This window comes from Streptomyces sp. APSN-46.1 (genome assembly GCF_022815725.1).
Lineage (GTDB): Bacteria > Actinomycetota > Actinomycetes > Streptomycetales > Streptomycetaceae > Streptomyces.
On sequence record NZ_JALGRF010000005.1, the window covers coordinates 280,624 to 293,300 of the forward strand.

Genomic DNA, 12,677 nt, shown 5'->3' on the forward strand with positions numbered 1-12,677 from the left:
GGGCCTTGCGGAAAACTACGAAAACCGCAGCTCAGAGCCCCGCCTCGCAAAGCCTCAGGAACCCCTCTCCCCCATTTCGGGAACGCATGAGGCTCCTTCCCACGTCGGCGCCACCGTCTCGATGCGCCAGCACCCGGCTGCGCTGGACGCTCCCTTGGGCCAGCCAGTACACGCTCGGGGACGGCTCCTGCCATGCCAGGCCGAAGCCGCCTGCCAGCCCGTCTCCTATATCCGTCATTCAGCGCGATACCGCCGCCTGCCCGGCGGCTGGTCTGGCTGTCGGGCAGCAGCACCGCGACGCCCTCGCCCACACACACCTCGGCAGCCTCGCCGCCCGGGCCCGCGCCGACGAGGCTGTCGCCGCATGGGCACAGGCCCTGGTCCTCTTCAGCCGGTTCGGCCACAGCCCCTTACGTTCGGCGCGCTGACGCTCCGCCGACAGCGCCTCCAGCCTGGTCGGCTGCGCATCGTTCTGGCACTCCTACCTCCGGCCCCCGCGGAAACCAACGCTTGACTCGGCGGGCCCGCCGGGTGCGACAGCGGATCGCAGACATCCACGTCACCCGCCTCCTGCGTTGTGACCGCCTGGGTAAACAACTCCGCTGCTCCGAAAGGGCATTGCACGTACTTTTCTACTCCGCGACGACCAGAACCACCCTGCGCGTGTGACATTCGCTCGGAATTACTGATTAGTAGTCAGCTGTGAGGGCGAGTGTCTTTATGTCTGGTAACGGAGCGATTTTCGGGAAATTGACCCTGCGCGACACGTGCAGCAGGAGCGATGAAACGTTAGAGAAGATCTCTTGTTCGGCTCGGGAGGGAACTGTAGTGTCCTCACGCAACACAAGATCGCTTGGGGGGCGGGGTCCATAAAACTCACGAAAAGGCCTTGCCTGCCTCGCGTGGGGCCCTCTCCCCTTCACCAACATTTTCAGTGAAGGGAACGAAAGATGCGTATCCGTAGATCAGTCACGGTTGCCGCGTTGGCGCTGTCCTCTGTGATAGGCATTTCTGCTACTCCCGCTTTTGCAGGATGTGCGGGATACACGTGCGTATACGACGGAACTTACATGTCGGGTGGCGGCGACTACTGGAACGTTGCGGACTCCAACTTCTCAGGCGACACCTTTGTTAACGGCGTCAACGAGAATGACGCAATTTCTTCAGTGGACAGCTACTACAGCGGCTCGACGTTTTGGTACGTCGACAGCTGGTGGGGTGGCAGCCGCCTGGAAGTCACGGCGTGGTCGACTCACAATACTCTCAGCAGCACATTCAACAACAGGTTCTCTTCCTACAAGTACGGAAGTTGATCTGACAGTAGCAGATTGAATAATTCTTGCGGCCGGACAGCCTCCGGCCGCAAGAGTCGTTTAAGGCCCGACACCTGGAGAGTTGAGATGGAACGCAGATGGATTGGAATAGTCGCGCTTCTGGGGGTAGCCACGTTGTCCGCATGCGGGGCAGGAGGTGGAACTGAGTCGGCAGAGGCGGGCGGAGAACCCGCAATATCGGAGAATCCAACGGAAGTTGACCCTGCGCAAATCACCCTGCCCCTCGACCATTACAGGCAATCTCCCGAGGATCAGAAGATTTTGAATCAGGCATTCAGTGCGGAGATGACGCACTGCATGGCGCGGTACGGATTCTCCTACCCAGCTACACAAAGCGCAGCCGTGGATGAGATTGGGAACAGCCGGCGCTATGGGATCCACGACCCAGAAGCAGCGCGAGAGCGCGGCTACCACCCACCGAAGGATCTGCTCGATAAACAGCGCGCGCTTGATGCGGGTCAAAATCAGAACAAGTTGAGTAACGAGGCACAAGCTGTGGCCTCCGGGAAAGGGCAGAGTGAACTGAATGGCAAAGAGATCCCAGTCGGTGGCTGTCAAGGTGAAGTTGCGCGGCATCTCCTGAGGGGCATCAAAAATATCCCGAAGACAAGTCTGGTGGATGAGCTTTCAGCGCAAAGCTACGACCGGTCACTCCAGCATAGCCGTGTGCGCGAGGCTTTTGGGCAGTGGAGCAAATGCATGAAGGAAAGCGGATTCAACTACCGATCCCCCATGGACGCAAACAATGATCGAGCCTTTTCCGCCGAGGAGCCGACACAGATCGAGATAGACACCGCTACTACGGATATCAGATGCAGGAACAGAACGCGCCTGGTTGCCGTATGGGCCGCAGTTGACAGCGCCTACCAGAAGAAGGCAATCGAAGGGAATGCAATTCAGCTTACCCAAATTCGTGAGGCGCAGGTCACGCAAGTAAAGAACGCGACCTCCTCTATCGGACAGCACTGAAAGGGAGACGGGTCTTGAATAGCGACACGGGAATTGCCGTCCATGGATTGAGCAAACACTACGGTCGAGTAGTTGCAGTAAATGACGTCACATTTAGCGCGGAACCGGGCCGAGTCACTGGGCTACTGGGACTCAACGGCGCAGGGAAAACCACCGTACTGCGCATGCTGCTGGGTCTTGTCAGACCGGGTTCAGGTCGGTCGACCTTCGGTGAGGTCACCTACCAGGAGATGCCTGATCCTGCCAAGCAAGTTGGAGCTGTCTTCGCTGCCGGGCAAGGCTGTCCACCTGGGACGGGCAGGGATTATGTTCAGATGATTTCACGCGCTATCGGGGTGCCTGAATCGCGCGGCTCGGAACTATTGGAGTACGTCGGACTTGCAGAAGATGCCCGCCGTCAAATATCCGGCTACTCGCTGGGCATGCGTCAACGGCTCGGTATAGCTGTGGCCCTGCTGGGTAAACCAAAGTATCTGGTATTGGATGAGCCTGGGAATGGCCTTGACCCTTCCGGGATTCTATGGATGAGGAACCTGCTACGCGATTTTGCCGATCAAGGAAACGTAGTTCTGGTGTCAAGCCACCAACTTTCGGAAATGGAACGAATGGCGGATGATCTCGTCATTCTAGACCGAGGCTCAGTCGTTGCTTCAGGTCCCATGCTGCAAATCCTCGGCTCGGCAAGAGAACCGCACGTGCGCGTTCGCGGCGCACGTCTTGATGAGTTGCTCTCTTTGCTTCCTGAGGCACACGGAATCCTCGGCGCGGATGGCGCGCTGAGAATCTTCAGCGTAACCCCTGCCCTCGTCGGGAAGGTGGCTATGGATGCTGGCATTAGCCTCGAAGAATTGGTGACCGTGGCGCCTGACCTGGAAGATGCATTTCACGCAATTCTCGGATCGGAGTCGTGATGTCTGAGGAATCGTCGAGAAGGCCGCTGGCTCGACTGCTCGGAGCCGAAATATTCCGACTTCGAGTATCGAAAGGGATGCGTCTGATCTTTGCGGTATTCCTGCTCGCCGTGATTATGATATCCATCGGCAACTCGGTGCAAGTCCAAAATTATTTGGACATGTTGAGTGACATGTCGCCGGCTGGAGGGGGTAACCTCTCGCTCGATCAGCTGGATGACCTGGCCGACGGAAAGATCGAGGCCGGACTGGCGGACCAGGCTGCCCAACTCTATACGTCTGGACAGTCTGTGAGTTGGTTGATCGCCGGCCTGGTAGGCATTGGACTGATAGGTGGCGAAATATCGCGTGGGACGTCGTCGATCACCTATTTGATCACGCCTCGACGCAACTCGGTTGTATTCTCGAGGGTTGTTACTTCCGTCCTCATCAGTCTCGCTATGTTCTTGGTTGCCACCAGTCTGGCCTTGGTAGTTGGAATGTGGACAATGGATTCGCAGGGTAAGGCGTACTACCTAACTTCTGGGGTAGTACTGTCTGCAATCCTGTCCAACCTCGTAGGATACCTATCGTGGGGAGTTTTCGGAGTTGGGCTGGGAGCCTTGCTCTATCGGCAAAGGATTGCTGTGGCGGCATTCCTTCTGTTGTACCTGACAGGTAGGCCGTTGCGGGATGCGGTATTCGCGATGGTGGGCGATGCGTCGAGCGCCAGCTGGATCCGTGAAGCCATTGTACTTTTCCCATCGATCGCCGCTGATCAGATGTCGTCTGGCTATGCAAACCCAGGGGAGCCGATGATTTGGACCGGTGCGCTCGTCATGGCGGGATATGCCTTCATTTTCACCTTGCTTGGACTTTGGGTTGTGACGCGACGCGATATCGCCTAATTGCTCTGAGCAGGTAAAGAATCTTCCCTTATTGGTGACGCCTGGAAGTCGAATCAGGCATTCCGTCGCCGCGGGAATTTAAGGTGAATTAGAAGGAGCGACGAGCAGTGTCCGAGGGCGATGAGCGCATCGTATCCGGTGAAGGTGAGACTTCGGCGGTGGGGAGACCTCTTGATGAGCACGAGAGGGCAGGAGTGACCGAGCGCCCAGACAAGTCGGCTACCGCACACCACGTGGCCCAGCGAAAGAAATGGGTGGTCTTGGTTGCGGCGAATGCCGTGCTCTTGGCAGGCCTCGGGATGGGGGCTTCGTTCGTGATCAAGTCCCCGGCTCAGGCAGCTGCAGACGCGAAGGCGCCACAGGCGGATGTGCTGACTGCTCCGGTGGAACGCCGAGTACTCAAAGAGACAGTCGTACTGCGGGGGCTGGTATCGGCAGGCCAGTCAGTAGAAGTGACACCATCGGTGGCGGTTGGTGAGGGGGCTGGTTCGCCAGTGGTCACCAAGCTGCGGACGAAGGCGGGCAGCCCGGTGACCGAGGGGCAAGTACTACTGGAGGTCTCCGGACGACCGGTGTTCGTCCTCAAGGGCGTGCTGCCGGCGTACCGAGACCTCAAGCCGGGTGCAAGGGGCGAAGACGTCGTCCAGTTGCAGAAAGCCCTGCAGAACCTGGGGCATCGCACTGGTTGGGATGCCTCGGGGACGTTTGGAGCCGGAACGAAGGCTGCGCTGTCAGCGTTCTATGGCTCGATCGGCTATGAGCCTATGCCCGCTCAGGACGACCCTGGGGCGGTGAAGGCCGCCAAGGATGCGTTGACTGGCGCGGAGCGCGCCCTGGAGGATGCCCGCCACGCATTGGCGATGGAGCAGAGCCGTCGTAGCACTGCGGCCAGCGAGCCGAGTCCCGAGCCAACGGGTAACGACACGAAGCCGGAAGAGTCGCAGGCGCCCGTTGATAAAGACTACGCCTCGACAGCTGCTCTACAGAAGGTCGCGCAGAGAGCTGAAGAGGATCTCGCTGAAGCTCGCAAGACGCTCAGCGCGGTGGAGGCCGCCTCGGGACCGATGCTGCCGTCCGGCGAAGTGGTCTTTTTGAAAGGCTTTCCGGCCAGGGTCGACTCCGTGACAACCAGGGTCGGTGCACAGATTTCAGGCAAGGCGCTGACTGTGTCGGCTGGCGAGGTAGTCGTGCACGCTTATCTCCAGGAACATCAGAAGGGTCTGGTGCAAACCGGGCAGCAGGTCGAGGTTCTCTCGGAATCGCTGGGAACCACAGTGAAGGCGACCGTGCGGTCCGTCGCGGACACGAAGGAAACCGGGCAGTCACCGGTTGCCGCCGGCGATAAGAATTCGCATGCTGAGGCGACGGGCAGAGAGGGGTATCTCCTCGTCGTAGAACCGAGCGGGCATCTGGATGCGCAGATGGTTGGGCAGGACGTACGGCTCACTATTCAAGCTGCCTCGACCAACGGGACGGCATTGGTGGTGCCCGTCACTGCGATCACTTCCGGGGTCGACGGCAAGATCGCGGTCACTGTCCTTGAGAAGGCTGGCGCGCAGCGCCGGGTGCCCGTGCGGATGGGCACACAAGGCGACGGTTACGTGGAGGTAGTACCGCTATCCGGGATGCAACTAGCGGCGGGTGATGAGGTCGTCACCGGCGTACGGCCGAGTGGGAGAGACGCGGCGGACTACGGGGCGTCGGGAAGCACACAGTGAGGCTCCGACGCCAACAAGGGAGCCGGCTGACGGCAGAGTGGGCGCCAGGGCGGGTCGCATGGGAAGACCAGCCGGTGATGGAGTTCCGGCAGGTGGGGCTCACATATCCTGGGCCGCCACCGGTACCTGCGTTCAGGCCATGCAATCTGACGGTCAGGCGTGGGGACTTCGTTACGGTGGTCGGCCCCTCCGGTTCCGGCAAGTCGACCTTCTTGAATATCGCTGGTTTGCTGGATGCCCCCACCCACGGCACTTATCTACTGGACGGGATCGACACCGGAGCCTTGAAGGACGCCGACCGCACGGCGTTGCGCGGTCGCCGGATCGGCTTCGTCTTCCAGTCATTTCATCTTCTGCCGCATCGCAGCGCGTTGGAGAACGTGCTGTTGGCCATGGTCTACAACGGGGTACCGCGTAACGAGCGTGCCCGTCGGGCACGTGCAGCTCTGGTCCGGGTCGGTCTCGGCCACCGGATCGACGCGCTGCCCACCCGATTGTCGGGCGGTGAACGGCAGCGGGTGGCAATCGCCCGCGCGCTGGTCGCCCGCCCCTCCCTGCTGTTGTGCGACGAGCCCACTGGAAACTTGGATACGAAGAACGCTGAGACGGTTCTCGCGCTGCTGGCCGAACTCCATACGGAGGGGATGACCGTCGTCGTCATTACCCACGATCCGGTGGTAGCCGCCAGAGCTGCCCGTAGAGTCACGATCCGTGACGGTGTACTGCGCGAGGTCACTCCATGAAACCATTCCGGATCCGGTACTGGTTCCGCCGCCAACGTGGATTTGAGCCCTCGACGTTCGCGATCCGCGACCTGCTATCGGAGTCTCTGGCAGGGACGCTGCAACGACCCGCCCGCTCGGCGTTGACCGGGTTGGGCACGGTCCTGGGGGTGGGCACATTTGTAGCGATTCTCGGCCTGACCGCCACCACATCCTCGCAGATCGACTCCCGCTTCAATCTGCTCACCGCAACCGAGGTGACCATCGAAGATATCGCCAGCGAGCAGAACCAGTTTGCAGGAATGGCCTTCCCCATTGATGCCGATGCCCGCATCGAGCATCTCAACGGCGTCGTGAATGCAGGCGTCTACTGGAACGTACGCCTCGGAACCGGGACTACTGTGCGGTCCATCCCAACCGTGGAGGGGGGTGGCGGGGAGCAAGTCGAGATCGTCGCAGCCTCTCCCGGTTTGCTGCGGGCCGCGGTCCCCACCATGGCCCAGGGGCGTATTTTTGACGACTATCACTCGGAGTCTGCCCAGCCTGTCACCGTCATTGGCGCTAGCCTGGCCGCCCGGTTGGGCATCACCACCTTGGAGACTCACCCTGCGATCTTCATCGGCGAGCAGCCCTTCATCGTCGCAGGCATAGTCCAGGACGTTGAACGCAAGCCCGACTTGCTGCTGTCCGTCATCGTGCCCCGCACCACCGCCGAGAGGATCTGGGGACCGCCGACGGAGTCCGGCACCAGGATGCTGATCTCGACCAGGGTCGGCGCGGCCATCCAAATCGCGAACGAGGTTCCCACCGCGCTACGCCCTGACCACCCTGAATACTTCAAGGCTGTCCCGCCCCCGGACCCCAAGACGCTGCGTGGCAACGTCACCTCCGACCTCAATCAGCTCTTCCTCCTTCTCGCCGCGATCTGTCTGGTCATCGGTGCGGTGGGCATCGCGAACACCACCCTTGTCGCTGTCCTGGAGCGGACCGGCGAGATCGGCTTGCGCCGTGCGCTGGGCGCCAGGGGCCGCCACATCACCATCCAGTTCCTCGCCGAATCGGGTGTCCTCGGCGCCCTCGGCGGCCTGGTCGGCACCAGTCTTGGCACTGTCACCGTCGTTACGGTCGCAGTGATTCGAGACTGGACCCCCGTCATCCACACTGGAACGGTTGCTGCCGCCCCCGCCATTGGCCTTCTCACGGGTGTCTTCGCAGGGCTCTATCCGGCCTGGCGGGCCGCCCGCATCCAACCTGCAGAGGCCCTGCGTCGCTGAATGCGGGACGCGTCGTGCGTACAGACGGCGCCCTCTGCCGCCTCCCTGGAACCGTTGTGGCTTATGAAGGCGCATCCGCGGAGCACGATCCGCTGGGGGCTTCTCCCGGCTCGACCGCTCCCTCTGGAACCGCCGCATGATCGCCTTCGGCGCCGATGCCCAGAGCCTGGTCATCCTCGGATTCCTCCTCGCCCAGAACGCCACCAGCGCCGCCCGCTACCAGGAAGACCCCACCTACAGCGACGCGGACGCCGAGTCCGCGGAAGACGGCGCCCGGCCCCCCAAGAACTGAGCCGCGGAGCCCCGCTCTGATCCGCTACCCTGTCCCTGGGCTGCCCTCGTGGTAGCCCAGGACCTTGCCCAGGCGAGCCGGAGACTCACGCAGAGTATTCAGCCACGTTTCACGCAAGGCCCCGCCTTCGTAGCTCAGGGGATAGAGCACCGCTCTCCTAAAGCGGGTGTCGCAGGTTCGAATCCTGCCGGGGGCACATGGGCAAGGGCCGGGTCAGAGGGGTGATCCTCTCGACCTGGCCCTTTTGCGTGACCACGGCCGGGATCAGGTGACTTCGGTCCACGGGCCGGTGGTCTCGGTGCCAGCCGTAGTCCGCGACGCTCTGTGCGATCCGGCCGTCTCTTCCGCCGACGCGGGGCCGCCCCGTTCGGTCGGGGCTCAGAGGCCGACGAGGATGAGCGCCCCTCCCTCCTGGACGCTCCCGCGCGAAGCCGATAACGCGAAGCCGATGACGCGAAGTCGTAAAAGGCCCTCCCGGCCGGGGCCGGAAGGGCTGTGCCGTACACAGGAGGGCAGAGGGCAGGTAGGTCAGCTCAGGCCTCTGCTGCGCTCACCGATACGGTCGCCCTGCGGGGCTCCCGAGCGCTTCAGCTCCGCCTTCGTGTGCGCACCACCCTTGACCTTGCTCCGCACCGGCCCCTCGAAGCCGTGCGCCTGCGTGCCGCGTCGCGCGTGGTTCGACTCCAGCGCCTTCGCGATGGCCGCCCGGAAATCCTGCTTCTGCTCTTTGCCCATCCCGTCGTCAACTCCCTCAAGAAGCACCCAATCGGACTACTGGGATCGTATGCAGATATACGGACCAACGCACCCGGACCGGACGCAAAGAATGATGGATCAAGGCCGGGGCGGAGCGGGCCGCTCCGCCGGGCCCAGGGTTTCCCCGATCAGCTCCTCCGGGCAGGGCGTACCCCGCGGGAGCTGGTACTTCGCCGCCACCCGGTACTCCCCCGGGGCCGGTACCAGCAGCTCCGTCCACACGTCGCCGGCGGCGTCCGGGGCCGCCTTGAACAGGCACCCGGCCGTGTTCTCGTACCGCTTCCCGGACGGGCTCGGGGTGCCGGGGGCGCTCGGCGCCGCACCGGGCGCCGCCGGCTTCCCGGGCTTCTCCTGCGGCGGCGCCACCGGCTTCCCCGCGCCGTCCACCAGCCCCAGCCACGGCGAGTGCGGGATCCGCACCAGCACCCGCCCGGCCTGTTTCACGTCGATGACCAGCTGATCGGCGCTCGCCCGCACCACGGTCGCGGGCCCGGCCACCAGGTCCGTCGGCTCGTGCACCTTGAACAGCTGCCAGTTCTTGTCACCCCACACCTGCTGGAGGTACGGCAGCCCCCCGCGCACCAGCTTCGCCTCGTCCTCCCCGCCCGAGTCGGGTTTGTCCGCGGGCAGCACCACGTAGTGCACGGCCCAGCGCTCCAGCCACGCCCGGTAGTTCTCGGCGCTTAGGGTGTCGTCGTAGAAGAGCGGGTTCCGCTCCAGGTCGGCCTGCCGGTTCCAGCCCCGCGCGAGGTTCACGTACGAGGGGAAGGCCGAGGACTCCCGGTGACTGCTGGCCGGGACCACCTCGACCCGGCCGCGGTCGGCGCCCGCCTTCTGGAGCTGGTCGACGAGCGGGGCCAGCTCCCGGTTCCACGCCGCCACCGGGGTGGTGCGGACGATGTCGGTGATGCTGTTGGCGGTGATCCAGATGTTCAGCCCGGCGAAGGCCAGCACCAGCCCGTACCAGCGCCGCGAGCGCGGGACCGCGTACGGGACGGCCGCGAGCACCACCGCCCCGCCGAACAGCATGATCATCCGGGTGACGTTCGAGCCGACCTGGGAGTCGATCAGCCAGGTCAGCAGTACCCCGAAGGCGTACACGCCCGAGGCGATCCGGACCGTCTTCCACCGTTTCGGCACCAGGAACAGGATCGCCAGGGCGAAAGCGAACGGCGGCGCGGCCGAGCCCAGCTTCATGGGCTGCGTGCCGGAGAAGGGGAACAGCCAGGCCGACAGCCCGACCACCGCCACCGGCGCCAGCCCCAGCGCGTACGCCCCCGGGCGCCGCCCGCTCAGGAACAGCGCGGCCGCGATCACCCCCAGGAACAGCCCGGCCACCGGACTGGCGGCGGTCGCGAGGGCCGCCAGCGGGGCCGTCGCGGCGGCCTTGGCCCAGCGCCGCTCGGCCCACTTCCGGGGCCAGCAGAAGACGGTCGCGACCGCCCCGAGCGCGAACACCACACCGAGTCCGAAGGTGACCCGGCCGGACAGCGCGTTGCAGAGCAGCCCGTACACCCCAGCCAGGGCGGGCCACAGCGGCTGCCGGACGACACCGCGGCAGCGGGTCAGGATCAGCGCGAACAGCCCCGCCGAAAGGGTGCCGGCGATCATCATCGTGGTGCGGACGCCGATCATGTACATCACGTACGGCGAGACCACGCTGTACGAGACCGGGTGCATGCCGCCGTACCAGGCGAGGTTGTACGCGGAGTCCGGGTGGCGGCCGACGAACTCGGCCCAGGCGTCCTGCGCGGCGAGGTCGCCGCCGCTGTTGGCGAAGCTGAAGAACCAGGCGATGTGCAGGGCCGCGGCGACGGCGGAGGCGACGGCCACCGGGTGCCGGTGGGCCCAGCCGAGGGCGCGGCCGAGGGTGCGGCGCGCGCGGCGCGCGCGGCCCCGTATGCCGGTGGTGGCGTCGGGCCCGGCGGGCTCGGCCGACTGACCGGCTCCCTGCCCCTGCCTCTGCCCCTGCTGCTCAGCGGTGGTCACTGCCGACGCACACTCCCCAACACCTGACGACGTACGACTCTCGGTCTCCGGTCCCCGGTCCGTAGACGCGCCCCGGCGCCCCGGGGTTGCCCGGGGCGCCGGATCACGCACTCACCGACACCGGCCGCACCGGCCCCTAGCCGACGCGAGTCAGCTTGCTGCCGATGCCCGGCGCGGCGAGATCGCCCTGCAGCGCCACCGGCACCTTCACCTGACTGGCGCCTTCACCGACAGTCAGCACACCGACCTCGGTACCGGCCCCGGCGGTCTGCGGGAGCTTGTTGCCGCCGCTGCCCAGCTTGACGTCGACGGTGAGGGTCGGCCAGCCGACCGCCTCCACGTCGGCGGTGGCGATGACCGGGGTGTGGCCGCCGAGGCCGTCGTCCACGTACCCGACGACATCGCCCTTCTTCACCACGGGCCCGTTCGTCAGCGCCTTCTGGGTGGCCAGCATGATGTCCTTGCTGGCCGAGATGGCCGTCCCCAGGATCGGCACGCCGTGCTGCCCGAGCACCGCGCCGACGATCAGCTGATTGGTCTTGCCGACCTTCTTCTCCGCCGCGAAGAGCAGGTTTCCGCCGGCCTTCGTGGTGGAGCCGGTCTTGATGCCGAGCGAACCGTTGAACGGGATGAGGTCGTTGTAGTTCCGCCACGACTTGCCCGACTGGTCGGTCCAGCTCGGCAGCCGGGTGATCGCGATCAGCTCCGGCATCTCGACGATCTTGAGACCGAGCTTGACCTGGTCCTCGGCGGTGCTGACCGTCGTCGCGTCCAGACCCGAGGGGTCCGTGTACGTGGTGTTGGTCATGCCGAGTTCCTTGGCGGTGTCGTTCATCTTCTTGACGAACGCCTCCTGGTCACCGCCGCTGTCCCAGCGCGCGAGGAGCCGCGCCACGTTGTTGGCGGAGGGGATCATGATCGCGGCGAGGGCGTCGTACTCGGAGATCTGCTCGCCCTGCTTGAGCGTGTTGACCGTCGACTCGCCCTCGGACTCCTTCTTGCCGTCCTCGACCGCGGTCTTGTCGATGTCGATCATCGCGCCCTTTTCCCCCTTCTTGAGGGGGTGGCCCTTGAGGATCACGTACGCCGTCATCGCCTTGGCGACACTGCCGATCGCGACGGGCTTCTGCTCGCCGAAGGTGCCGACGGTGCCGAGGCCGGCCGCGGCCATGAAGGCCTGGCCCTCCTTCGGCCACGGCAGGGCCGGGGCGCCGCCGTCGAAGGTGTACGAGTCCTTCGCGGTCATGGCGAGCGTCGGCTCGGGCAGCGGGCGGACCAGCTGTACGACGGAGAGGATGACGGCCAGGAGGACGACGATCGGGGCGTAGATCTTGAAACGCCGGACGGCGGTCCGCAGGGGGCTCGGCGGCGGGGGCGGGTTGTTCGTCAGGTCCGCGAGCATGTCGAGCGGCGGCATCGGCGGCATCGGCTGCTGCGTGGTCCGCTCGCTGGGCTCCAGCGACACCCGGGGCTTCGCCTCCGGAGTCGGCCTGGGCGCCGCCGGGACGGGGGGCTTCGGCCCGGCCGCGCCCTCGCCGCGCAGCGGCACGAAGGTGCTGCCGTTCCCTGCGGGGCCGGTCCCTGCGGGGCGGGAACCGGGGCGCTTGTCGGCGTCAGCCGGCTTGGCGGGGGCAGGCTTGGCCGCGGCGGGCTTGGCGGGGGCCGGCTTCACGACACCGAAGGCGGTGGTCCGCTGATCGGCGTCCGGCTTGGCGGCGGTGCCCGGCTTGGCGGATTCCGGCGGGTTTGTCTCGCCCGGCTTGGCGGCCGGCTTCACCGCACGGAACACCGCCGTACGCTCACTGTCCGACGGCTCATCAGCAGA

The 12,677-nt window shown here is 64.8% G+C and carries 11 protein-coding genes and 1 tRNA gene; 9 read left to right on the forward strand and 3 right to left on the reverse strand.

The window, feature by feature from the left end:
• The first annotated feature begins 950 nt into the window (after window positions 1–950).
• From MTF65_RS17540 to MTF65_RS17580, 9 genes are all read left to right on the forward strand, one after another.
• Window positions 951–1,313 (forward strand): hypothetical protein, encoded by a 363-nt coding sequence (locus MTF65_RS17540; RefSeq protein WP_243629643.1) that lies wholly within the window; start codon window positions 951–953, stop codon window positions 1,311–1,313.
• A gap of 87 nt (window positions 1,314–1,400) precedes the next feature.
• Complete coding sequence (locus MTF65_RS17545) at window positions 1,401–2,303, forward strand: hypothetical protein (protein WP_243629644.1); 903 nt, start codon at window positions 1,401–1,403, stop codon at window positions 2,301–2,303.
• 14 nt (window positions 2,304–2,317) lie between these two features.
• Window positions 2,318–3,214 carry an ABC transporter ATP-binding protein gene (locus MTF65_RS17550; protein WP_243629645.1) on the forward strand — a complete coding sequence of 299 codons (897 nt, stop codon included), beginning with the start codon at window positions 2,318–2,320 and terminating at the stop codon, window positions 3,212–3,214.
• Between the two features lie 77 nt (window positions 3,215–3,291).
• The gene (locus MTF65_RS17555) at window positions 3,292–4,101 is read left to right on the forward strand and encodes a hypothetical protein (RefSeq protein ID WP_243629646.1); all 810 of its coding nucleotides are present in this window, start codon (window positions 3,292–3,294) and stop codon (window positions 4,099–4,101) included.
• Window positions 4,102–4,208: 107 nt separating this feature from the next.
• Window positions 4,209–5,819: a peptidoglycan-binding protein gene (locus tag MTF65_RS17560; RefSeq protein ID WP_243629647.1), complete on the forward strand. Its 1,611-nt coding sequence runs from the start codon at window positions 4,209–4,211 to the stop codon at window positions 5,817–5,819.
• A 77-nt stretch (window positions 5,820–5,896) separates the two neighbouring features.
• Entirely contained in the window at window positions 5,897–6,562 is a 666-nt protein-coding gene (locus tag MTF65_RS17565; protein WP_243629648.1) for an ABC transporter ATP-binding protein, read from the forward strand.
• A complete protein-coding gene (locus tag MTF65_RS17570; protein WP_243629649.1) occupies window positions 6,559–7,815 on the forward strand; it encodes an ABC transporter permease in 1,257 nt (418 codons plus the stop codon). The genes MTF65_RS17565 and MTF65_RS17570 overlap by 4 nt, the downstream gene beginning before the upstream one ends.
• Window positions 7,816–7,951: 136 nt before the next feature.
• Window positions 7,952–8,107 carry a hypothetical protein gene (locus MTF65_RS17575; protein ID WP_243629650.1) on the forward strand — a complete coding sequence of 52 codons (156 nt, stop codon included), beginning with the start codon at window positions 7,952–7,954 and terminating at the stop codon, window positions 8,105–8,107.
• A gap of 123 nt (window positions 8,108–8,230) precedes the next feature.
• Window positions 8,231–8,303 (forward strand) — tRNA-Arg (locus MTF65_RS17580).
• A 332-nt stretch (window positions 8,304–8,635) separates the two neighbouring features.
• Here the strand turns inward: MTF65_RS17580 and MTF65_RS17585 are convergent.
• The 3 genes from MTF65_RS17585 to MTF65_RS30290 form a co-directional block, all read right to left on the reverse strand.
• Window positions 8,636–8,842, reverse strand: a complete 207-nt coding sequence (locus MTF65_RS17585) for a hypothetical protein (RefSeq protein ID WP_243629651.1) — start codon at window positions 8,840–8,842, stop codon at window positions 8,636–8,638.
• A 99-nt stretch (window positions 8,843–8,941) separates the two neighbouring features.
• A complete protein-coding gene (locus MTF65_RS17590) occupies window positions 8,942–10,765 on the reverse strand; it encodes an MFS transporter (protein ID WP_243629744.1) in 1,824 nt (607 codons plus the stop codon).
• Window positions 10,766–10,988: 223 nt separating this feature from the next.
• Window positions 10,989–12,677, reverse strand: a 1,689-nt coding sequence (locus MTF65_RS30290) for a D-alanyl-D-alanine carboxypeptidase family protein (protein ID WP_374207247.1), incomplete at its 5' end; no start/stop codon positions are given.